Source organism: Marinomonas sp. AWM4_232 (genome assembly GCF_056158325.1).
The window spans coordinates 71,760-92,794 of record NZ_JBSWTA010000001.1 but is presented as its reverse complement, the minus strand read 5'-3'; the positions used below and the strand labels follow the sequence as shown (position 1 = coordinate 92,794).

General features: G+C 45.0%; 22 protein-coding genes. 11 read left to right on the top strand and 11 right to left on the bottom strand.

Annotated elements, in window-relative coordinates; genetic code table 11:
- Positions 1–360: 360 nt before the first annotated feature.
- From ACXAC1_RS00425 to ACXAC1_RS00415, 3 genes are read left to right on the top strand one after another with little or no spacing between them, the layout of a single operon-like run.
- Positions 361–846 (top strand): GNAT family N-acetyltransferase, encoded by a 486-nt coding sequence (locus ACXAC1_RS00425; protein WP_475057518.1) that lies wholly within the window; start codon positions 361–363, stop codon positions 844–846.
- A 34-nt stretch (positions 847–880) separates the two neighbouring features.
- The gene (locus tag ACXAC1_RS00420) at positions 881–1,414 is read left to right on the top strand and encodes a DinB family protein (RefSeq protein ID WP_475057515.1); all 534 of its coding nucleotides are present in this window, start codon (positions 881–883) and stop codon (positions 1,412–1,414) included.
- A 37-nt stretch (positions 1,415–1,451) separates the two neighbouring features.
- Positions 1,452–1,775 carry a DUF2834 domain-containing protein gene (locus ACXAC1_RS00415; RefSeq protein ID WP_475057512.1) on the top strand — a complete coding sequence of 108 codons (324 nt, stop codon included), beginning with the start codon at positions 1,452–1,454 and terminating at the stop codon, positions 1,773–1,775.
- Positions 1,776–1,997: 222 nt separating this feature from the next.
- Here ACXAC1_RS00415 and ACXAC1_RS00410 read toward each other — a convergent pair whose 3' ends face one another.
- On the bottom strand, positions 1,998–2,897 hold the full coding sequence (locus ACXAC1_RS00410) for a LysR family transcriptional regulator (RefSeq protein ID WP_475057510.1): 900 nt from the start codon (positions 2,895–2,897) through the stop codon (positions 1,998–2,000).
- A gap of 115 nt (positions 2,898–3,012) precedes the next feature.
- Between ACXAC1_RS00410 and lldD the strand changes: the two genes are divergently transcribed.
- The 4 genes from lldD (at position 3,013) to ACXAC1_RS00390 (ending at position 5,243) form a co-directional block, all read left to right on the top strand.
- On the top strand, positions 3,013–4,149 hold the full coding sequence (lldD, locus tag ACXAC1_RS00405; protein WP_475057507.1) for an FMN-dependent L-lactate dehydrogenase LldD: 1,137 nt from the start codon (positions 3,013–3,015) through the stop codon (positions 4,147–4,149).
- A 193-nt stretch (positions 4,150–4,342) separates the two neighbouring features.
- Positions 4,343–4,651 carry a type II toxin-antitoxin system RelE/ParE family toxin gene (locus ACXAC1_RS00400; RefSeq protein ID WP_228189762.1) on the top strand — a complete coding sequence of 103 codons (309 nt, stop codon included), beginning with the start codon at positions 4,343–4,345 and terminating at the stop codon, positions 4,649–4,651.
- Positions 4,652–4,655: 4 nt separating this feature from the next.
- Positions 4,656–4,970, top strand: a complete 315-nt coding sequence (locus ACXAC1_RS00395; protein WP_228189763.1) for an addiction module antidote protein — start codon at positions 4,656–4,658, stop codon at positions 4,968–4,970.
- Between the two features lie 21 nt (positions 4,971–4,991).
- Complete coding sequence (locus tag ACXAC1_RS00390; RefSeq protein ID WP_475057504.1) at positions 4,992–5,243, top strand: DUF1272 domain-containing protein; 252 nt, start codon at positions 4,992–4,994, stop codon at positions 5,241–5,243.
- 35 nt (positions 5,244–5,278) lie between these two features.
- On the opposite strand, the gene ACXAC1_RS00385 is transcribed toward ACXAC1_RS00390, so the two are convergent.
- From ACXAC1_RS00385 to ACXAC1_RS00355, 7 genes are all read right to left on the bottom strand, one after another.
- On the bottom strand, positions 5,279–6,040 hold the full coding sequence (locus ACXAC1_RS00385) for an endo alpha-1,4 polygalactosaminidase (RefSeq protein ID WP_475057501.1): 762 nt from the start codon (positions 6,038–6,040) through the stop codon (positions 5,279–5,281).
- Positions 6,041–6,111: 71 nt separating this feature from the next.
- On the bottom strand, positions 6,112–7,257 hold the full coding sequence (locus ACXAC1_RS00380) for an SIP domain-containing protein (protein WP_475057498.1): 1,146 nt from the start codon (positions 7,255–7,257) through the stop codon (positions 6,112–6,114).
- Between the two features lie 69 nt (positions 7,258–7,326).
- Complete coding sequence (locus ACXAC1_RS00375; protein ID WP_475057496.1) at positions 7,327–9,366, bottom strand: TonB-dependent receptor; 2,040 nt, start codon at positions 9,364–9,366, stop codon at positions 7,327–7,329.
- Positions 9,367–9,423: 57 nt separating this feature from the next.
- Complete coding sequence (locus tag ACXAC1_RS00370) at positions 9,424–10,674, bottom strand: MFS transporter (protein ID WP_475057493.1); 1,251 nt, start codon at positions 10,672–10,674, stop codon at positions 9,424–9,426.
- 128 nt (positions 10,675–10,802) lie between these two features.
- Positions 10,803–11,687 (bottom strand): helix-turn-helix domain-containing protein, encoded by an 885-nt coding sequence (locus tag ACXAC1_RS00365; protein WP_475057490.1) that lies wholly within the window; start codon positions 11,685–11,687, stop codon positions 10,803–10,805.
- Positions 11,688–11,828: 141 nt separating this feature from the next.
- Entirely contained in the window at positions 11,829–12,290 is a 462-nt protein-coding gene (locus tag ACXAC1_RS00360; RefSeq protein WP_475057487.1) for a CreA family protein, read from the bottom strand.
- Positions 12,291–12,334: 44 nt separating this feature from the next.
- Positions 12,335–12,586: a hypothetical protein gene (locus ACXAC1_RS00355; protein WP_475057484.1), complete on the bottom strand. Its 252-nt coding sequence runs from the start codon at positions 12,584–12,586 to the stop codon at positions 12,335–12,337.
- Between the two features lie 151 nt (positions 12,587–12,737).
- Here ACXAC1_RS00355 and msrP point away from each other — a divergent pair, with 151 nt between their 5' ends.
- The 3 genes from msrP to ACXAC1_RS00340 all read left to right on the top strand — a co-directional run bounded on the left by msrP (position 12,738) and on the right by ACXAC1_RS00340 (position 14,646).
- A complete protein-coding gene (gene msrP / locus ACXAC1_RS00350) occupies positions 12,738–13,727 on the top strand; it encodes a protein-methionine-sulfoxide reductase catalytic subunit MsrP (protein ID WP_475057481.1) in 990 nt (329 codons plus the stop codon).
- 1 nt (position 13,728) lies between these two features.
- A complete protein-coding gene (locus tag ACXAC1_RS00345; RefSeq protein ID WP_475057478.1) occupies positions 13,729–14,334 on the top strand; it encodes a protein-methionine-sulfoxide reductase heme-binding subunit MsrQ in 606 nt (201 codons plus the stop codon).
- Between the two features lie 66 nt (positions 14,335–14,400).
- Positions 14,401–14,646 carry a hypothetical protein gene (locus tag ACXAC1_RS00340; protein ID WP_228189770.1) on the top strand — a complete coding sequence of 82 codons (246 nt, stop codon included), beginning with the start codon at positions 14,401–14,403 and terminating at the stop codon, positions 14,644–14,646.
- A gap of 99 nt (positions 14,647–14,745) precedes the next feature.
- Here the strand turns inward: ACXAC1_RS00340 and ACXAC1_RS00335 are convergent, their stop codons facing one another.
- From ACXAC1_RS00335 to folX, 3 genes are read right to left on the bottom strand one after another with little or no spacing between them, the layout of a single operon-like run.
- Positions 14,746–15,519 (bottom strand): hypothetical protein, encoded by a 774-nt coding sequence (locus ACXAC1_RS00335; protein WP_475057475.1) that lies wholly within the window; start codon positions 15,517–15,519, stop codon positions 14,746–14,748.
- On the bottom strand, positions 15,516–18,899 hold the full coding sequence (gene mfd, locus ACXAC1_RS00330; RefSeq protein WP_475057473.1) for a transcription-repair coupling factor: 3,384 nt from the start codon (positions 18,897–18,899) through the stop codon (positions 15,516–15,518). Before mfd ends, ACXAC1_RS00335 begins: the two co-directional genes overlap by 4 nt.
- 30 nt (positions 18,900–18,929) lie before the next feature.
- On the bottom strand, positions 18,930–19,295 hold the full coding sequence (gene folX / locus ACXAC1_RS00325) for a dihydroneopterin triphosphate 2'-epimerase (protein WP_475057470.1): 366 nt from the start codon (positions 19,293–19,295) through the stop codon (positions 18,930–18,932).
- A 399-nt stretch (positions 19,296–19,694) separates the two neighbouring features.
- Between folX and ACXAC1_RS00320 the strand changes: the two genes are divergently transcribed.
- Positions 19,695–21,032, top strand: a complete 1,338-nt coding sequence (locus tag ACXAC1_RS00320; RefSeq protein ID WP_475057467.1) for a Na(+)-translocating NADH-quinone reductase subunit A — start codon at positions 19,695–19,697, stop codon at positions 21,030–21,032.
- Positions 21,033–21,035: the final 3 nt, after the last annotated feature.

The window sequence follows — 21,035 nt, the reverse complement described above, 5'->3', positions numbered from 1 at the left end:
AATTGGCCTTAGAGACATTCTTCAACGGAATTGGGCCAAAGCGTTCTTGTACGAGCGGACTCCGTTCCGCGATAAGGCCAGTAGTCTAGAAAATGCATCGTAGTACAAGTCAGGCCAGTCGACTGCTAGAACAATAACACTTAGCTCAACGAAGCGTACGCTATCGCAATGCTGATGACGACGTCACGCAAAGAGAAGTTCATGCATTTTTAGAAAGCTGGGCTAAAAAGTCACGGCCCCTATGATTTTGAGTTTCTAAGAAAAGGAGGGGGCAGGCTTTTAATTTATCTCGCTGTAAGAAATACAGAGCCCCTTCCGACAAAGGACTGTTAAATAAAAAATCAAAACAGTAGGAAGACTATGGACAGCATTCAATTCCAGCCATTAAATACGGTCGCACCGCTAACACTGCTACCCATTTTAAACAAAACGAGTACTCGAAAGCATCTGATTAAGCATGATGTGTTTGATGAAAATATGGTTCGCCAATGGATAAACGCCAAAATGGTGGAGGATGCTAAAGCGGGGTGTTTGGTGCGTGCCATCCTACAGGACGAAACGCTTATTGGTTGGTGCGGTATTCAGCAATCTGAGCAAGGTCATGAGATCGCTATTGTGCTCGACGATAGTTGTTGGGGAGTAGGAAAGACTGTTTTTAAACAACTGATGATTTGGTGTCACGAGCTTCAACATCATACTGTTTATATTCATTTATTGCATACACGTCCCAGCTACCGCTTTTTAGAGATGCTTGCACAGCGTACATTCGAGGCAAATATGATGGGAGATAAATTTACTACTTATGAGTTGAACGTTGAGAAAGTAGTAAGGCGAGCGCTAGAATGAGAAGTGTTAAAGGCATTTATAACAAGGAATAGAGATGACTGTTAAGGCACATTTCGAATTGTTGGCCACTTATAATCAGTGGATGAATAACAAGGTTTATGAAGCGGCACTACGACTCGACAATACAGAATTAACAAAAGATCGGGGGGCCTTTTTTGGCTCTATCCTTGGGACGTTGAATCATATCTATGTGGGAGACATTATCTGGCTGAAGCGATTTGCTTCTCATCCTACAAGTCCTTCTTTGCCTGATGTAATCGAGTTGCCAACACCCAGTTACTTAGATCAGATCCTTTTTGAAGATATTGGCGAATTAGCGAAGCAAAGGGCTTGGCTAGATAATCAGATCATCCATTGGGTTAAGCAATTATCCGATCAAGACCTAGACTCACTTTTAAGCTATCACAATACGAAAGGCATTCCTGCGAATAAGCATTTTGGAAGTCTTATTCTTCATTTTTTTAACCACCAAACTCACCATCGTGGACAAGTGACTACGTTGTTTTCCCAAGCGGGTGAAGAAGTTGGTGTAACGGATTTACTGGCGTTAATTGATCAAGAATCTTAATCGTCCAATCACACAAGAGATCAGGGAGAGTCTCTCAATGAATTTAAAAAACTTGTACTTAGTTTTATGCGTCGCAGGCATCGTACTGCCTTTTTCTCAGTTTATCCCTTGGTTTATGGAGTATGGCTTGGCGCCAGATTTATTTCTCCGTGAGCTATTCAGCACACGCATAGGCGCTTTTTTTGGTCTGGATGTTATTGTTTCCGCTGTGGTTCTCATCTTGTTCATCTTGGTGGATAGCAGAAAGTACTTCGTTCCTATGCCTTGGTTACCTATTTTAGCGACTCTTTGTGTTGGCGTGTCCTTAGGGCTACCTTTGTATTTATATATGCGCGAGCGCAACGTAGAAACGCACAGTTAATTTTTTAGACCAGTGCCACGATATCCGGATTGGGTATTTTGTAGTCAGGAAGCAGTTTCACTAAGCGTACAGTTTTTAAGTTTTCGATGATATCCCATTCGGATCGATTTGCGATCAACTTGGCGCATCCGAAAGGAGCTGGTCGATGTTTATTAACGTAACCATACTAATGGCGGGCAAGCAATTGTATGAGGAAGTTCCTTTTAAGCGGCGCAGGGTAGGTTAAAAATAATGCTCTATTGCCAGATATCGCTGTCGAATGTGTTCAATCAATAGTTTGAGCTTTTTGGGGAGCTGGCGTGTAAACGGATACACCGCGTAAACACCGATCACTTTTCCGACTTGTTGAGGTAACAGGTCGATCAACTCACCGTTGCGTAGATCGTGATACACCAGACACCTTGGCAAGTACGCTATGCCGTGGCCGCCGAGTGCGGCTTTTCTCAGGGCGATGGCGTTATCACTGGAGAAAATTCCTGCAACTGTCACGCGATAATTTTGCTCATCGCCTTTAAATTCCCATTCATTAGCACCGTTTGTTTGAAAGGAATACAGCAAACAGTTATGTCCGACTAGTTGTTCTGGGGTCTGAGGTTTGCCGTGCTGTCGAATGTACGCAGGGGAAGCACAGACGATCCAGTGAGAGTCTAAGATATGGCGAGCGATTAAGCTGGAATCCTCCAGATAGCCAGTGCGGATGACTAAGTCGAAACCGTCTTTCACTAAATCCACAAACTGATTATTCAGCGACATATCGACCGTAAGTCCAGGGTGCATTTTGCAAAACTCCGCCACCGCATCAGCGAGCAAAAGCTCCCCTGAAATAGTTGGCACGGACATCTTGATATGACCTTGAATGGCTTCACCAAACCCAGCGACGGAGTTGGTAGCCTCTTGTGTGGCAAGCGCTACTTTTTGCGCTTTGATAAACAGTGCTTGGCCCCCTTCGGTGAGTGTTAGCTTTCGAGTAGTACGATATAAAAGCTGAACATTGAGGGCTTTTTCTAAGCGCACGATACGCTTGCTAACAACAGAATTGGTTAAGTTATTTAACTCAGCCGCTTTGCTAAAACTGCCTAACTCAACCACCTGTGAAAACAATATCAGATCATCAGAATGCATGGAATTATGTTGTTTTTGGAAATAATGTTTTTGATTATGGGTATATATCAACTAAAGATAAACCATTAGATTCTCCTGCAACAAAAATAATTCCACGCTTTTTGGGAGTGCAACAATGATCATTTCAGCATCGACAGACTATCGAGCGGCGGCAAAAGCGAAGCTACCTCCGTTTTTGTTCCACTACATTGATGGTGGTTCTTACGGAGAGCATACCCTACGACGTAACACGGATGATTTGTCTGATATCGCGCTGCGCCAACGTATCTTAAAGAATATGTCTGACTTAAACCTTGAGTCTGAGCTATTTGGCGAAAAGCTGTCATTACCCATTGCTTTAGCACCAGTAGGCCTGACCGGTATGTATGCTCGTCGTGGTGAAGTCCAAGCCGCTAAAGCAGCTGAAAATAAAGGCATTCCTTTTACACTTTCAACTGTGTCGGTGTGTCCTATCGAAGAAGTCAGTGCGGCCGTTACTCGACCGATTTGGTTTCAGCTGTACGTTCTAAAAGACCGCGGTTTTATGAAAAACGTACTAGAACGTGCGAAAGCTCAAGGCATTAAAAATCTAGTGTTTACGGTGGATATGCCGGTACCGGGTGCTCGTTACCGTGATATGCATTCTGGTATGAGCGGTCCTAATGCGGCGATTCGTCGCGTCATGCAAGCCATGACGCATCCAGCTTGGGCATGGGATGTGGGCATTAATGGTAAACCTCATGATCTGGGGAATATTTCCACCTACCGTGGTGAGCCAACGAAACTGGAAGACTACATTGGCTGGCTAGGCAAAAATTTCGACCCTTCTATTTCCTGGAAAGACCTCGAATGGATCCGTGATTTCTGGGATGGCCCTATGATCATCAAAGGGATCCTAGATACAGAAGATGCCAAAGACGCTGTCCGTTTTGGTGCTGATGGGATCATTGTTTCCAACCATGGTGGCCGCCAGCTAGATGGTGTTATGTCATCTGTTCGCGCTTTGCCTGAAATCGCTGATGCGGTAAAAGGCGATATTAAAATTCTAGTGGATTCCGGCATCCGAACAGGTCTGGATGTGGTGCGTATGTTAGCACTTGGTGCCGACTGCACCTTACTAGGCCGTGCGTTTGTATATGCGTTAGCCGCCGCAGGTCAGGCGGGTGTTGAAAACGTACTGGATCTTATCGAAAAAGAAATGCGTGTAGCCATGACGCTTACTGGAGCGAACAGCATTCAAGACCTCAGCCGTGATTCATTGGTTATGGGCTAAATCTCAACAACTTCCTTCATTAATGGTTTAAGTAAAGGCTCGTCTTCTCGGAGGTGAGCCTTTTCTTGTTTATCTGGCTTTAAGCCGTCATCTGCTTGTGATTCTAGGCCTTGCCATAATAGAGACTTTATCTATAATTTTTTGTATCCTTTAGGATACATATTTGTGCAATGTAGAACGAATGGACTCGTTTATGACGTACAGTATTAGGAAGACCGCACATTTTGATAAATGGCTAAAAAGCTTAAAAGACTTACGAGGCAGAGTGCAGATACTGAATCGACTTGCCAAGATTGAGAATGAAGGTCATTTTGGTGATGTTACTTTGTTATTTGGTGAGTTACAGGAGCTAAGGTTTTTTAAATCGCCAGGTTACCGAGTTTATTTTGTGGAACGTAATAATGAGCTAATCATTTTGCTTGCTGGTGGTGATAAATCGACCCAGAAGCGAGACATCAAAAAAGCTCATCAGCTGCTAAACGATCTGGATAATGAGGGCTGAACCAATGAAAGCGGAAATCACTTCTTTTGATATCGCCGACTACTTAGAAACAGATGAAGATATACAAGCATTTCTACTCGAGGCCATCCATGAAGGTGGAAGTGAGCATCTAATACATTGTTTAGCGATTGCTGCAAGAGCAAAGGGTATGACAGATGTTGCTAAACAAGCGGGGGTGACCAGAGCGAGTCTCTACAAATCATTGAATAACAATGCTAACCCAAAGCTTGAGACCGTTATTAAGCTGCTTGGGGTTTTTAACTGCCGTCTAACCATTGAGCCAATCAATGCTAACATCAATATGACAAGCGGTGTTTAAACTAGGGGGCTAGAAGGTGCTATGTTAGAGCTAAGGCCAAACTGTGAGTGCTGCGATAAAGACTTACCTCCTGACTCAACTGAGGCGGTGATTTGTACCTTTGAATGTACATTTTGCATAAGTTGCGCTGAGAGTGTTTTGAAAGGGCGCTGCCCCAACTGTGGCGGTAACTTTGCTCAACGCCCAATTCGACCAGCAGAGCTACTGAAAGCGAATCCAGCTTCTACTAAGAGAGTGCTTAAAGAAAGTGGCTGCGCTTCACTTAGTTCATAGTAGTCTTAACCGAAACTTTATTACCGCACTATAAGTTAAGGACAGGCCTTGCGAAAGCTACCATCCAGTTCAAGAGGCAGTAATAGGGTGCTAAACCCCATGGACTTCGCTGGTTGGCAAAGGTCGCTGCTAGCTTGGTATTCCGCATGAAATACCGCTTTATTCTGTTGCACAAAGGGCATTAAAAAATCGCATTCTTGGAATTCTAAGCATTGTTCGTTGACGGCGAAGTCAAAGTCATCCACCAACTCCGGAACGATACCAAGGCTGTTTTTTAGGCCAATGGAGAGTTTTAAGATGTGAGCACTCTGAGCCAAGAAACGATTGAAAGTAATTTGATCTTGGGCGGTTAAAGGAAAGCCTGAATCATTTTGGTAGCCGTCTACATTATCTGGCTCGATGCCGTCACAGCCCTTTTTAGCAGCAAGTTTTATGCGGTTTTGCATGGTCCGCCAAACTTGCTTGTTCCGAATGTCGAGCCAGTGTTCTCCGGCCCAATCGTCTAATGGTTTGCCGATGGCGTCTGTTGGGATGGAGTGAATGTCATCACGCCAATCTTCCAAAGAGCCCACTGAGAAATAGCAAATGACTTTACGATTTTGACGTTGCAATGACTGGATTTGCTCTACGGAAGTGTCGAACAAATCCACATCGTAAACATCGACGTTGTAACGTGTATCCAGTTGCCCCTGTAATTGCCATTGCCAAGAGGTTCTTACGCTAGGCTGGTACCAAGTCGGACTAGCGCTGATGGTGTTAGATAAAAAGATGAATGTTAGCAATACAATTTTTACCATGGCCTTCATGTTCTAGCTATTAAGCTTTATGACCATCTCAAAACTCTCAAATACATGCAATGTATTTACTTCTACTTCTCAGAGGCAAGCCGTTCAGATTGCTCAAAACTATGCTTAGACTTTAAGCTCCAGTATGCTTTGGTATGGTTTTGTTTTCCCTGAAGCTGGCGTTCATTGCGAAGATAATGTCGGATCTTTTTCGCTGCATCTGATTCGAGTGCGGCCCAAACGGATTCGATGGGCGTTAGGCAAGGCAAGATTTCCAATACCTTCTCTGCTTGCTGATCAGGTGGACAAATAATGCGATGTACCTTACTGTTTATTGGGAAATCATCGTTATTAAAATACATCTGCTCCGGCTGACTGGCTGTCAACAAGATAACGTATGGTGGTACTGGGTTTCGCCAGTGCTCAAGGATCCCTGCAAGAGCGGGAAACGAGGTTTCATCGGCAATTAACAGGGTTTGTTGCTCGGATAAATGTGCATGCTTGTCCTGATGACCTGAACGGCTTATGATGATGTCACCGACCTTTAAGGACTGCACCCATTGGCTGCCTTTGGTATTACCATGGGTAAAAATATCGATGTAACCATGGTAATAACCGGCGCTGTCTTGCCAGGATTTACGCAGCGTATATAGACGTACGTCTTTGTTAGCATTTTCTAACAGCTTTTGTCGTTTCTCTCGCGACAAATGGCGCATTAGCCAAATAAAAAAGCGATCACTGAGTTTCTTGCCCCAGCTTTTTTTACTCGTCTTAGCCTCTGTACTAGGTCGCTTGGTCGCTTGTTTTAGTAGAAACGCATAGGCGTAGCCAGGATAATACTCTGGTAGCGGTGTACTGCTACGAACCGTTAAGCGCACCATATTTTCGGTGACAAAGTTGCTGTGGGTGACTTCAAAAAAACACTTATTGTTACCGCTCAGGTCTTGGCCTTGTTTCACTGCGGCAGCATAGGCCAGATAAAGAATCTTTTCTTCTAAATCCCCTTCAATGACAAACGGAATAAACAGTTCTTTCGTACTGCTGTCATCAGTATCTTGCAATTTTAATGACATGCCTTCTTGAAACATGTCGATGATTTGAACTTTGATAACCTGCGCCCTGTGATTCGCTTGGGCGATTATTTTGAGTTCTTCGGTGTGATCTTGGTTCACATGGTCGATGATATCAATCTTTTGATCGACATCTAAAATAGACGTGAGGGTATTCATACAGATCCATTCTTAGGCAAAAAAAACAAGGAGGCCGTTCTAGCCTCCTATGGCTTGAGGGAATACGATTTAGAAACGGTAAGTACCGCTGATACCAACTGTGCGAGATTGTCCGACTGTCGCGAGCAGCCCAGTCCGGTAGTAAACGATGTCTTCATCCGTGACGTTTTTGATGTAACCATTGACTGTGAGTTGGCCTACAGTGTATTGCGCACGCAGGTTGGTGATCGCGGCATCACCAACTTCGACATCTGTTGAATTGCTCAAGTCGGCGTAGTATGACCCCACGTAGTTGATGTCACCACCCACGGACCATTGTTCACCAATGTACTGTGTGAAACCAACAGCAGCGTTAGTTTCAGGAGCGCTGGACAGTTCGTTGCCTTCGTAGTCGCTATTGCGATCAATTTTGCTTTTCAGTAAGCCTAATGCGCTCCACAGCTCTAGGTCGTCAGTAATCCATTTCCTTGCTTCTAGTTCGAAGCCATAGATGTGCGCTCGTTCAACGTTGTATAGGGCTAGGCCCGATAAGGCTTGGTAGTCAGTGTAATCGTTATAGAACAAATTGGCGTTGAGCGAAGTGCCGTTTTGAAAATAGGTTTTACTACTAAATTCTAGCGACGTTACTTCCTCACTATCATAGTCATACACTTCACCCGTAAAGGTGATTCCAGAGCCACCAGGGCTGTAGCCTTTTCCTAAGCTAATACCTAAAGTCGTGCTATCCGTAACAGCATAGGTCGCACCTAGTTTGGGTAGAGAATAGGTCTCATTAGAATCCTGTTCTAGGCTGCCGCTGGTGAAGAACGAACCTGTTTTATCAATTTCTTCATTCTCGATACGCAGGCCAAAAGTCGTTGCCAGCTTATTGGTCAGCGCATAGCTGGTTTCACCATAAACTGCACTGGTGTTAGTGGTGTAGTCAGTATCAATGATTAAATTTTGATCCGCATAGATTGAGGAATCTTTTGTGGAGAAATACACGCCGAGCACTCCAGATAACTTGGAATCGTTTGAATCAAAGATCAGGCGGTTTTCAATACTGTTACTGACTTGTTGAATGTCATAGAAAAACAGAAAATTCGCCATGTAGCCATCAGCGTAAATATCGGAGTCAATACGACTGATATGCAATGAATTGCTAATCGAAGGGCTGATTTCATAGTCCACATCCAAAGCGATGGCATTCTCTGAGGAATCTTGTACACGGGCGATGGTCGTTGCCAGATCTAAAGTACGAGTTTCCATACCTTCTGGGGTATTGGTTGCGAAGCTGGCGTGTTCGCCTTCGTTTTGGTGGTAGTTAAGCGTCAGTTTGGCGGACATCTCAGGCATGCTGTTAGGCTCCCACAGTAATTTACCACGTACGTTATTGCTCTCTGATTCACTTAGATTTGGGGTATCGTAGCCTTCACTGTCATAGTTTAACCAACCTTCGCCCTTGGTTTGCTCAAGGGCGATACGGTATGCCAACTCATCCTTGATTAAGGGGCCTGAGCTCATGATCGCAAGGTTGTGTTTGAAGTGGCCATTTTCATAGTGTTCAAGCCCAGCACGAACAGCCGTTTCAGACTCAAAGCTAGGATCTTTAGTGTTAATCACAACAGCACCAGCAATGGCGCTGGCTCCTTGGGTTGTTGATTGTGGCCCACGCAGTACTTCTACTTGCTCTACATCCCACATGTCTTTGGGGGTAAAATTATACCCCGACCAATCTTGTGTGCTGCCATCGACCACGGTACTGATACGTGCTCTTGAGCCTGTGATCAACGCTGCACCCCCGGTTGCTGCACCACCACCAGACATACCGCGAATGGCAATACTGCCAAAAGAATCGGTTTGTACGTTGGGTGCCTTTAATGCGACCTCGTAGGCTTGATTTGCCTCGCCTGATTCGAGTTCCTCACCTTTCACGACCGTTACCGCTGTTGAGGTGTCTTTGATGCTTTTATCCCGTTTTTCTCCTGTCACAATAAGAGTCTCTAGAGCTATGTTTTCTGCGGAGGCGACGCTAGCAGCGAGCATGCTGTTAATCAGGAGAACAGAGTAAGCAATGCAGGATAAGGGACTGGGAATTGACGTTTTACTAGGTTTAATTGTGAAGGTCATGAGCTAGAGTTTCCGTGGTTAAGTGTTGGACAAAGAATACTTGTAATTGATGAGTATTTAGGCTTGGCTGGGGCTGTGCTCTAGGGACAGATCGTCTGTTTCTGAGCGGTTCATGCGTCTTAACGCGAACCAAACAAATGCCATAATGCAGGCTGTCAGAGTGGCACCATAAATGACGACGTTGCTGTACCCGTATTGATTTGCCAGGGTCATACTGATACTGGAGTAGCCCAGTCCCAAAAGGGACGCTACGCTAAATTGCAAGGTAAAGAAGGTCGCTTTGTGGTGCGTACCGGCGGCCTTGTCCATCATGATGGTAGATGAGATAACCAACAGAGCAGGGAAGCCAATAAAGTGTGCCGTGATGTAGCTGTACACCATAAGGTTACCCGTTTGACCATGAGTTACAGGAATCAACAGTAACAGCGCAATGGCTTGAATGAAAATAACGCTGGTTAGTGCTTTTAAACGCCCTAACCGAGTGATCAATGGTGTAGCGAACAGCGCCGATAATAGACCGATGCAAGAGCCATAGATTTTGGTCGCAAAGCCAATATCATTTAGTGCCCAGCCGCTGTCGACCAGTAGAGTGTTGAGTAAAGCAAAGCCGCAGGTAGAGCCAATCGGATACAGGCACATAACAGCAACCCAACTTTTGTTTTGCTTGAGGAACTGCAGCAGAGCAGGCCATAAACGAGCGCTGAGTTGTGATGTAGTGATTGCATTGGGATGGTTTTCTGGTTCTTTGAAAAACACGATTTGCAGTAGGGAAATCAGTGTTAAGGCGGCTAGCATAGTGAACGAGCCATGCCAATCCAACCACGGATATAGCATTAGGATAATGCCACCACCGACAATATTGCCTAACAGATTGCCTGAAAACTGAATGCTGTTGGCGAACTTGCGTGAATGCTCGTCAAACAACTTGCAGGCTAAGCCATCGATGGCAACATCTTGAAGGCTCATAAAGAACACATAAATACCCAAAACGATCAGAACACTAATAAATTGGCTTTCTGTATTCATCGACCCTGCGATCAGCAAGAGGGCAGTCATAGCGCCTTGGGCCAAGACTAACCAGCTACGATAAGTACCCTGTAAAACAAAGCGAAATTTATCAATGATGGGGGCGTAGAATACTTTTCCCATCAGTGGCAGAAACGCCAAGTTCAACATGGCCAGTTGATCTAATGGCACGCCTTTTTGACGCAAGATTGCAACCGCTGAAGAGATAATAAACGCAATGCCGATATACTGGGTGATGTACACACTCGCCAGCATGGCCCAAGGGTGCTTTGTTGTGCTCATAGAGATCCTAGGTTTGCATCTTTAGTTTGCTGCAAATGAAAATGATTATTGAAATGTATCTTATCAAGAGGACAGTAACGTCTTTTTCAAAAAAAGACGTTACTTTTTCGTAATTGGTAAAAAGAGGATTACTGACGGTGCTTAGGCTGGAGGGATTGGCGATATTCTCTGGGCGATACACCGTGTTGAGTTTTAAAAATGGTGGCGAAGTGAGCTTGGCTCTTAAACCCAACATTGATGGCGATTTGAGCGATAGACAAGTTTTCAAAAGCTAATTGTTCACAAGCTGCTTCAATGCGTTTACAACGGAGCCACTGTTGAAAGCTAATTCCTAACAGTTTTTTCACATCCTGTTTTATGTAAGTGAGATTGCTGCCAGCAAGTCTTGCGAGAGTGGCTAGTGACCAATCTTCGTCTAAATGGTGTTGGATATAGAGCAGTGCGCTGTCTAACTGTGTTGCTCGTGGAGATCTATGGGTATGAGACTGTCGCCGATGGTGAATAAATAGCGCGAGTGCTTCTTGAGCCTTAGCGCGAATAAAAAGAATACGTTCATAGCCTTGTAATGGGCAGTTCCAAGCAGCTTCACAGCACTGCAAGATATCTCTTGGAATCGGCCCTAATTCTGCCAGCCTAATTTGAGGTACATTATGGGAAAAATTGGTCTGAAATTCCGGTAGGCGCCAGCTCTCTTTCATGCTGTCTAACGGCAGCATAATCGAAAGAGTTTGCCAGGTGCTTTGCTGACGAAAAAGCATTTTCCCAGAGCAAGGTTGATCTACGACTGTCACTATATATTGATGACTGTAGTTACGGCTTCTGTCCATACCATTGTTATGAGTCTCCCCCTGGCAAATACCTAGCATAGAAATATAGAGACCTGGCTCATGTGTATGGCAAACAAGTGTATCTTCAGAAAACTGATGATTGCATAAACGGATAGCTCCGTTTAACTCGGAGTCCAACTTATACTGCTCAAAGGCTCTGATATCAGCGACCGAACAAGGCGACATATCATTTCCCCATGGTTAATGTCTAGAATAAGCTCTAGATATTAATATGAGAATGATTATCAAACAAATGTTATCCGAAGGATTCCAAGTTAAGTTATTGTGCTTATTAACTTGGTGAGCTTTCAAACAGAAATTATGTGGTTATGGTTTGGTTTCAACATAGGCCTGCGTTCCCCATAGCGGCACAGTCGAAAGGCTGTGCTTAAAGCTGCCTTCGGTTTCTTTAGTGGTGTATGACAAGTACATCAAGGTCTGGTTTTCTGCATCAAAAATCCGGCGCACTTTCATGGTTTTGAAGAAGATGCTTTTGGACTTTCGAAACACCACTTCACCGGACGGACTTTTATCAATGGTTGCAAGCATCTCTGGGGTGATTGCCCCCGTTTGACGACAGGCGATAGAGCTATCACTTGGATCAGAAAAACTTAGGTTCGCTTCTACTGAAGCGATGTGGCAGGTAACGCCTGGGATTTTATCATCCACCAAGTTCGAGATTTTAATGTCTTTTAAGGTAAATAGGCCAAGAGAAACATCGCCCACTTCGTCGTCGGAACAGCCAGCAAGCGTGAGGGCAAAAAGGGCTGTAATAAATCTCTTCTTCATATCGTCTAATCCCTGTTAACGTTCTGTGTTGGGTTGCTAGTGTATTATTTAAACCAAACTTTGCCACCAATAAACTTATAAGCAGGTGTACCTCGTACTAGTGTGTCACGAGCGAATTCTTTGTTGCATTGAGGGCAATGACAAGGTGTGTTGGTGAAGTCCTCAACAATGCGTTCCTTGAAGCATTTGACTAATGCGCCTTTGCCGCCTTTTCGATATTTGAACAGCTGAGCCTGACAGTTTTGGCAATAAATATCGATGGTTTTTGTGGGGCCTTTTTTATTCGGTTTTGCCATGGCTCTTCGCTCGTGTTGACGGGAAAGTGGGCCATCCTGACTGCTCACTGAGCACCTGTCAACGATTGTGGTTTAAATGTGACGATACCGGTAATGCTCGAACCAGAACACACTTTAATAGTCCATCCTAAGAGTAACCAAGGAGCGCGATATGCTGATAAAACATAAAAAACGGTCTGACTGCTCGGAGAATGAGGTGACGGATCAATCCGTTTATCTAAATCGTCGACAATTTATGAAGGTGACAGGTGGTACTGCACTTGGCTTGGGTTTTGGTAATGCGTTTGCGGCATTGCAATCGGGCAATCCTTTATCTCCCGCTCAACCCCTACAAGCTGCATTTGATCGTGTCATCGAAACACCACATGGCAAAGATGAAACCCCAGCGCCCTATGATGTGACGTCGTCTTACAATAATTTCTATGAGTTCGGTTACGGCAAAGGTGACCCAGCAAAAAGAGCGGGCTCATTAGAAACTCGACCTTGGACGATTACTGTTGAAGGAGAGGCTGATGTCACGGGGGTATTCGACTTAGATGACATTATTAAAGAGTCATTGTTAGAAGAGCGCATCTATCGTTTGCGCTGTGTTGAAGCATGGTCTTTGGTGGTGCCTTGGATTGGCATTCCACTAGCTGATGTGTTGAAAAAGTTTAAGCCCACTTCTAAGGCTAAATATGTCTACTTCGAAACATTGTACGATCCGAAGCAAATGCCAGAGCAGCGGGGCGGTTCTATAGATTGGCCTTATCGAGAAGGCCTACGCATTGATGAAGCCATGAACCCCTTAGCGTTGTTGAGTGTGGGCATGTATGGCAGTGTTTTGCCGAATCAAAATGGTGCCCCTGTTCGTCTAGTTGTGCCTTGGAAGTACGGTTTCAAGAGCATCAAGTCGATTGTCAAAATTCGCTTTGTGGAAAGTATGCCGATCACAACGTGGAGTACCTTGGCACCCAATGAATATGGTTTCTACGCGAATGTGAACCCTGAGGTAGATCATCCTCGTTGGTCTCAAAAAGAAGAGCGAAGATTGCCCAGTGGTGTGCTGTTTCCAAATGTGATTGAAACACAAATGTTTAATGGCTACGCCGATGAAGTTGCCAGCCTATACGCTGGTATGGATCTAAAGAGAAACTACTAACGTGAAGTCATTTTGGGATCGAAAAGAAAAGCCTTATGTCTTGGTAGTGTTCTTATTGCCATTCTTATGGATGCTTTGCTCGTTATTCTTGGGACGATATTTTCCTGATCCAGGTAAGCTTTTGATGCGTTTAAGCGGCATTTGGGCTTGCGTGTTTATGGCGGGAGCATTATCGGTAACGCCATTGATGACGTTTCAACGATTCAAAATCTTAGCAAGGTATCGGCGCTTTGCAGGGTTGGCAGCGTTTTTCTACACAATGCTGCATCTGATTATTTATTTGGTGTTGTTTGCCGGTCTAAGCTGGACGTGGATTCGTTCAGATCTCGTGGAGAAACCCTATATTTATGCAGGAGTGTTAGCGCTTGTTATCTTATTGCTGCTTGCAATGACCAGTACCAAACCTATGATGAAGCGATTAGGGCGCAACTGGAAAAGATTGCATCGTTTTGTCTATCTTGCTGCTTTAGCAATAATTGCGCACTTGTGGTGGCAGGTGAAAAGCGATACCTCACTAGCGATTATCTTTTCATTGGTATTGGGCGGCTTGTTGGCTTATCGATTGGTCAATCATTCAAAGCGTTTGAGGCGCTTGTTCAGTTCGTGAATAGGTGTTGGCTACATCTGAGAACTGGTATCCTATCTGTTTTAAAGTGGTAATTGAGTATTGGTAATGATTAACGACGAACGAGTGATTGATAACCTTGAAGAGCTAGAGGCGTTTTTGCTAGCGGTAGAAAATGGCAGTTTCGGTTTGAACAATGTAGCGGGCGTTGCCTTGGCGACAAATAATGCTGATGGCCGCCCATTCGTTGCTGTGTTAGACGATAATCATCAGTTGTTGCTGGGTCGTTGGGTCACTCAAGAGGTGTTTGAAAACGGCAAGGAATTGGTTCGCCGTGGACCGACCAAACACTGATAACTCCCATTCTTGTTAGTGACTCATAGCAGTCGTCGTATATAGGACGACTGCTATACAATCCCATCTATTCCCTAAATGGGCTTTATTTCCATCCTGTTACTGAGCAACGCTTGCGTGCGTCACCATATCGATGGCCTCTTCAAGGTCTAACGGCTCAAAGTAAATAAGTGTGCCAATGACGGGGTGATCGATGTAGTTAAGCTTTTTACTGGCGGTTTTGTTGATGAAGTGCAGCGGTAGCACTTGAGTTGGCCCATTCCAGACATTGTAATCTGTACTTGAGTAAGCGGCGGTATTTAGGTCTGTCACTTGAGAGTTAGAGCTATATACTGATGCGTTATTCGTAGTGGTGGCATCAATTGGCGACATGACTCTATCTTGTGTCTGATGTTCTACCGTTGCGACAGGTTGACCAAACTGATAGTGCTTATAATGCAGGTTGCTCTCTAAATAGCGCCCCAGAGTAAAGGTGACATTGGCGGTCATCACAGGGTAGCCATGTTCAGCTTGAGCGCTATGAAAAGATTCGCTGATAGAGCTGCCAGTGTCTGGAAAGATCAATGTCCACGTTTTATTGCTTAACACCTCAGTGCGAGCTGAGAGGGTTTTAGTGAACGCTTCAAACGGAGATGATGCAGGCGTTGCTGCGCCATCGTTTTCGCCTGACCAGTCGGCTAAAGGCTGAATACCTTCATGAGAGAAGATATCTTGGTATTCGATGTCTTCGGAGGTCATATTCTCTGGCCACACAAAGGTCATAAGGTAAGCTTGGTAGGCACGCGCTTTGTTCAAGTCTAATGAGTCAAGTGAGTTGGCCTGAACGTATGTATTGCACAGCAGGCCTAACAAAATTAGAGAGATGGCTTTCAATGTAACAATTCCAATGTTTTTAATGTGTGAGTAAAACGCTCGTCAGCATTAGGCATTTTAGCAATAAAGCGCAAGGTGTCCGAACCTGATAACTTGAACTGATCAGGCTTGGTTTGAATCAAAGTGATCAGCTTCATCGGGTCAACAGGCGTGTTGGCTTTAAAGTGGATTTTACCTTCGCTTTGGTTGGCTTCGATTTTACTGATGCCTAATTTCTCTGCTTTGAACTTCAGTCCTGTTTGACGGAATAAATTTTTCGTCGGATCAGGCAAGAGTCCAAAGCGGTCGATCATTTCAACTTGTAGCTCTTTTAGCTGCGCATCATCTTTGGCGCTTGCTATGCGTTTATACAACATTAAGCGAGTGTGTACATCCCCAAGGTAGTCTTCAGGGATCAAAGCTGGGATACGAAGGTTAATATCGGTTTGCGATGGAGTGCTGATGTCGACATCAGGAGATTCGCCATTTTTCAGAGACTGCACCGCACGATCTAGCATTTCCATAAACAATGAGAAGCCTACGTGTTCGATGTGGCCACTTTGTCCCTCACCTAGCAGTTCACCGGTGCCTCGAATCTCAAGGTCGTGGGTGGCTAGAGTAAAGCCAGCTCCTAGAGTGTCCGCCATGCTAATTGCTTCAAGTCGCTTCTCGGCATCTGGCGTGATCTTACGATCATTTGGCGTAAGCAAATAGGCATAAGCTTGGTGGTGCGAGCGTCCTACTCGGCCACGAAGCTGGTGTAATTGAGCCAAGCCAAATTTGTCTGCTCGATCAATCAAAATGGTGTTGGCGTTTGGTACATCAATACCAGTTTCGATGATGGTTGAACATACCAGCACATTGGCGCGTTTGTGGTAAAAGTCGGACATAACTTGTTCCAGCTCGCGCTCACGCATTTGCCCATGACCCACAATCACACGTGCTTCTGGGACCAATGCTTTGAGGTCTTCCGCTGCTTTTTCGATGCTTTGGACTTCATTGTGTAGGTAATACACTTGGCCGCCACGATACAGCTCACGTAGAACCGCTTCACGGATTTGATGTTCGTCTTTTTGTTTGACAAATGTTTTGACCGATAGGCGTTTTGCTGGAGGCGTGGCGATGATCGATAGATCGCGAATACCACTCAGGGACATGTTGAGTGTTCGAGGGATCGGTGTTGCTGTCAGCGTTAGAATATCGACTTCTGCACGGAGTGCTTTGAACTGGTCTTTTTGCTTCACACCAAAGCGGTGTTCTTCATCGATGATGACCAAACCTAAGTTGGCAAAGTTAATGTCACCTTGAATCAGTTTGTGTGTCCCAACGACAATGTCCGCTTTGCCTTCTTGAATGCGTTCGATGGCGGCATTGGTCTGTTTGCCTGAACGAAAACGTGACAGCAGTTCCACTTGAACAGGCCAATCAGCGAAGCGGTCACAGAAGTTATCGTAATGCTGCTGTGCCAGCAGAGTAGTAGGGACTAATACGGCGACTTGCTTGCCATCTTGAACCGCTAAGAACGCAGCGCGCATGGCGACTTCTGTTTTACCAAAACCTACGTCACCACACACTAAGCGGTCCATGGCTTTAGCTGAAGACATATCGCGAATGACTGCATCGATTGCCAGTTGTTGATCTGGGGTTTCTTCAAACGGGAAGCCTGCCGAAAATTGTTTGTAAGCCTCATCCGGTGAAGCGAATGCATGACCTTTTTTCGACTCACGTTTGGCATAAATGTCGAGCAGTTCTGCAGCCGTGTCACGGGCTTTTTCCGCGGCTTTTTGCTTCGCTGCACTCCATTTTTCTGTGCCTAATTTATGCAGCGGTGCATGCTCTTCATCAGCACCCGTATAGCGAGAAATCAGCTGAAGCGAGGAAACAGGTACATATAGCTTGGCGTCGTTCGCGTAGCCTAAGGTCAGTAGCTCCGTTTCTTGTCCATCAATCGATAAGTTAGTTAGACCTAGATAGCGTCCCACACCATGATCAATGTGAACGACAGGAGCACCCATACGCAACTCTGTGAGGTTACGTATGATTGAATCTTCATCGATGTTGGAGGCTTTGCGACGACGGGATTGAGTGACCCGTTCGCCGAGTAAATCACTTTCGGCCACAAGTGCATTGTGTTCATCCAGTAAGAAACCTTTTGAGAGCAAACCGTCGGTGATAAAGACGCCGTCATGTTTCGTGAGGAAATCCTGCCAATCCTCACAGACTTTAGGGCGAATTGAGGCGTCGTGTAGTAGATCCAGTAGCGCCTCACGACGACCTGCTGACTCTGCCACAATTAACGTACTGTTTTGCTGTTCAATAAAGTGGCTGAGCTTATCAAAGCTAGAACGATTTTGAGGATCTGTCGCTAAGTTGGGTAGCAATAATTCAGAGTCGGTTATCTGACCAAAAATAACACCAGGATGTTGATTCAGCTTGGCGAAAAACTCATCTTCGATCAGGCAAAGCTCACTCGGTTTTAAAATCGGCTTTTGGATGTCGTAAGCTAATGATTCGTGACGTGTTTTGTAGTCAAGTAATGTAGCGCCGACGTATTCGTTGATCTGCTCGTTTCGAGCAATCAGGGTATCTTTTGATAAGTAGTCGAATAATGTACCTGTTTGATCAAAGAAAAGTGGTAAATAATATTCGATCCCACCAGGGATAATGCCTTCACTGACGTCTTGGTAAATAGGGCTACTGAGTGGGTCGATGTCGAAACGTTCACGAAAGCGCTTACGGAATCCAGTAATACCATGCTGTGTGGTCGCTATTTCTCGTGCTGGAAGAATTTTGATCTCAGTGACTTTTTCAATGGTGCGCTGGCTGTCCACATCAAACCAGCGAATGGATTCGATTTCATCATCAAACCATTCAACTCGAATAGGGTGCTCAACCCCCATTGGAAAAACATCCATAATGGCACCGCGAACAGCGAACTCACCATGGGTGTTGACGGTTTCAACATTTAGGTAGCCACCATTGGTCAAACGATCTACGAGTTGCTTTTGATCGATCTTCTGTTCTAACACGATCTCAAAGCGCTGAGCATCGATGTGTTCTTCAGGACAGATTCGAGTCAAGGCTGAAGAAGTCGTTGTTAAAACAATTCCAGCTGACAAATCACGAATTTGAGCTAAGGTATTAAGGCGATCAGAAATGATGTCTTGGTGTGGGGAGAAGCTGTCGTAGGGCAAAGTCTCCCAATCTGAGAAACGTAATACGGGTGTTGCTTGGTCGGCAAAGAAACGGATGTTGTCTTCTATTTCATTTAATTCCGTCGCACTGGCTGCGATGTAGAGCAGCGGCTTTTTATGTTGCGCAACGAGATCAACGATCTGTTTGGCTTTGTGGCTAAGATTCTGAGCCTCTAGATGGTTTTTGAACCCGGCAGAAAAATTCATTACGTTTTGTTTGGTCATCTGATTGGCTAATTATGATTTGTGTTTGGCTAAACGGAAGGATACAGAATCTGCGAAGCGAAGGGCGTGAGGTTTATCCACTTCGACATCAGCAAAAGTCACTTGGTCTGGTTTGAGACAAATGTCCAAAAGTTGTTCGGTTAAGCTTTCTAAAAGTAGGAAACGATTTGTTTCAACGTGGGCAATCATTTCTTTACAGATGGTTTTGTAGTTGACAGCGTTGGCCACGTCATCGGTTTGGCAAGCATGTTGGGCAGGGTATTCGATCAAGGCGTTGACGATAATGTCCTGACGGTTTTTCTTTTCTTCTTCGTTAAAGCCAATGTACGTTCGAAGGCGTAGATTCTTAATACGAATTTGAGCAACAGCTTGGGACATAACTTGCTTCCTTATTACGAGATTCGTGTCGAGCCAGTATTTTGGCGCGTAAGCCTCGTTGTCGCAACCATGGAAGTGCAAACAGCAGGGGAAAAAAGCGTAAATGGAGGAGGCTTTCAATTTAGAAAGGAAAAAACAAAAAATCTGTCGCAGATACTAAAATAAATGGCGCTTATAGTTGTTATTTCTAAGTTTTTGCCTCGCCAATGTGGGTAAAGAGAGCGTCGAAGAGTAGTCAACGATGGTAATGATCTCTATAATACAGCGGTTTTTTCGGTGAAGTGATATTACGTTATAAAACTACCATATATGGTGTGAGTGCCAAAATGCTTTCCCGGAGGGGATTTGGCACAGTAACGTAAGTGCGCTTTGGTGTTCAATTTTTGTTGGGCAGAACATATGTATAAAATTACGAAAGGCCTAGATCTACCGATCAGCGGTGCTCCCAATCAGGTGATTGAGGAGGCTCCAGCCGCGAAATCGGTTGCGGTCATCGGTCCTGACTACCATGGTATGAAACCTACCATGATGGTTGCGGAAGGTGACAAGGTCAAAAAAGGGCAGGTTATCTTTACGGATAAAAAGACGGAAGGTGTAAAGTATACCGCCCCAGCCTCAGGTACTGTGACTGCGATTAATCGTGGTGAGCGTCGTATGCTTCAATCTGTAGTGATTACAGTTGAAGGCGATGAAGCAGTTGAGTTTGCCAAATACTCTGGTTCTGAGTTGAAATCTCTTGAGCGTGAAAAGGTTGTTGAAAACCTTGTTGAGTCTGGTCTTTGGACTGCACTCCGCACTCGTCCTTTCTCTAAGGTTCCTGAAGTTGATTCAGTACCGCACTCAATCTTTGTAACCGCTATCGACACAAATCCGCTGGCTGCTGATCCTGCAGTGGTATTAGCTGATAAGGCTGAAGCGTTTGCAGATGGTTTAACCGTGTTGACTCGTTTGACTGAAGGTAAGGTGTTCCTTTGTAAGGCTCCTGAAAGCAGCATTCCAACAACATCTGATGTTGTTGTCGAAGAGTTCGCGGGCAAGCACCCTGCTGGTTTAGCGGGTACGCATATCCATTTCCTAGACCCTGTTAGCGATAAGAAAACGGTTTGGTCAATCAACTACCAAGATGTAGTAGCGATTGGTGAGCTGTTTGTTAACGGTGTATTAGATGTAACACGTGTTGTATCGATTGGTGGACCACAAGTGTCTAAGCCTCGACTACTACGCACTGTGTTGGGTACCGATCTAACTCAGCTATTGGCTGGTGAACTACTTGAAGGCGACAATCGTATTATATCAGGTTCTGTGTTGTCTGGTCGCAAAGCGACTGGCCCATACGCTTTCCTTGGTCGATACCACTCTCAAGTTGTAGTGCTTGCAGAAGGTCGTGAGCGTCAAATGGTGCATTACTTACGTGCCGGCTTTGAGAAACACTCTGTATTGAACGTGTTTATCTCTAAGCTTACAGGTAAGTCAACGTTCAATATGACCACCACGACGAATGGTAGTGATCGTACTATGCTGCCTCTTGGCAACTTTGAGCGTTTGATGCCGTTGGATATTCTTCCAACTCAATTATTGCGCGCTTTGGTGGTAGGCGACACTGAGCAGGCACAGAAATTGGGTGCTCTTGAACTTGACGAAGAAGATCTAGCGTTAATGACTTACGCTTGTTCTGGTAAGTTCGAATACGGCCCGATTCTACGAGACTGTCTCACAACGATTGAGAAAGAGGGTTAATCC

What these genes read in the sequence shown, in the direction of transcription:
- ACXAC1_RS00425 (WP_475057518.1), top strand. Translation starts at nt 361, where the DNA reads ATGGACAGCATTCAATTCCAGCCATTAAATACGGTCGCACCGCTAACA.
- ACXAC1_RS00420 (WP_475057515.1), top strand. Translation starts at nt 881, where the DNA reads ATGACTGTTAAGGCACATTTCGAATTGTTGGCCACTTATAATCAGTGG.
- ACXAC1_RS00415 (WP_475057512.1), top strand. Translation starts at nt 1,452, where the DNA reads ATGAATTTAAAAAACTTGTACTTAGTTTTATGCGTCGCAGGCATCGTA.
- ACXAC1_RS00410 (WP_475057510.1), bottom strand. Translation starts at nt 2,897, where the DNA reads ATGCATTCTGATGATCTGATATTGTTTTCACAGGTGGTTGAGTTAGGC.
- lldD (WP_475057507.1), top strand. Translation starts at nt 3,013, where the DNA reads ATGATCATTTCAGCATCGACAGACTATCGAGCGGCGGCAAAAGCGAAG.
- ACXAC1_RS00400 (WP_228189762.1), top strand. Translation starts at nt 4,343, where the DNA reads ATGACGTACAGTATTAGGAAGACCGCACATTTTGATAAATGGCTAAAA.
- ACXAC1_RS00395 (WP_228189763.1), top strand. Translation starts at nt 4,656, where the DNA reads ATGAAAGCGGAAATCACTTCTTTTGATATCGCCGACTACTTAGAAACA.
- ACXAC1_RS00390 (WP_475057504.1), top strand. Translation starts at nt 4,992, where the DNA reads ATGTTAGAGCTAAGGCCAAACTGTGAGTGCTGCGATAAAGACTTACCT.
- ACXAC1_RS00385 (WP_475057501.1), bottom strand. Translation starts at nt 6,040, where the DNA reads ATGGTAAAAATTGTATTGCTAACATTCATCTTTTTATCTAACACCATC.
- ACXAC1_RS00380 (WP_475057498.1), bottom strand. Translation starts at nt 7,257, where the DNA reads ATGAATACCCTCACGTCTATTTTAGATGTCGATCAAAAGATTGATATC.
- ACXAC1_RS00375 (WP_475057496.1), bottom strand. Translation starts at nt 9,366, where the DNA reads ATGACCTTCACAATTAAACCTAGTAAAACGTCAATTCCCAGTCCCTTA.
- ACXAC1_RS00370 (WP_475057493.1), bottom strand. Translation starts at nt 10,674, where the DNA reads ATGAGCACAACAAAGCACCCTTGGGCCATGCTGGCGAGTGTGTACATC.
- ACXAC1_RS00365 (WP_475057490.1), bottom strand. Translation starts at nt 11,687, where the DNA reads ATGTCGCCTTGTTCGGTCGCTGATATCAGAGCCTTTGAGCAGTATAAG.
- ACXAC1_RS00360 (WP_475057487.1), bottom strand. Translation starts at nt 12,290, where the DNA reads ATGAAGAAGAGATTTATTACAGCCCTTTTTGCCCTCACGCTTGCTGGC.
- ACXAC1_RS00355 (WP_475057484.1), bottom strand. Translation starts at nt 12,586, where the DNA reads ATGGCAAAACCGAATAAAAAAGGCCCCACAAAAACCATCGATATTTAT.
- msrP (WP_475057481.1), top strand. Translation starts at nt 12,738, where the DNA reads ATGCTGATAAAACATAAAAAACGGTCTGACTGCTCGGAGAATGAGGTG.
- ACXAC1_RS00340 (WP_228189770.1), top strand. Translation starts at nt 14,401, where the DNA reads ATGATTAACGACGAACGAGTGATTGATAACCTTGAAGAGCTAGAGGCG.
- mfd (WP_475057473.1), bottom strand. Translation starts at nt 18,899, where the DNA reads ATGAATTTTTCTGCCGGGTTCAAAAACCATCTAGAGGCTCAGAATCTT.
- folX (WP_475057470.1), bottom strand. Translation starts at nt 19,295, where the DNA reads ATGTCCCAAGCTGTTGCTCAAATTCGTATTAAGAATCTACGCCTTCGA.
- ACXAC1_RS00320 (WP_475057467.1), top strand. Translation starts at nt 19,695, where the DNA reads ATGTATAAAATTACGAAAGGCCTAGATCTACCGATCAGCGGTGCTCCC.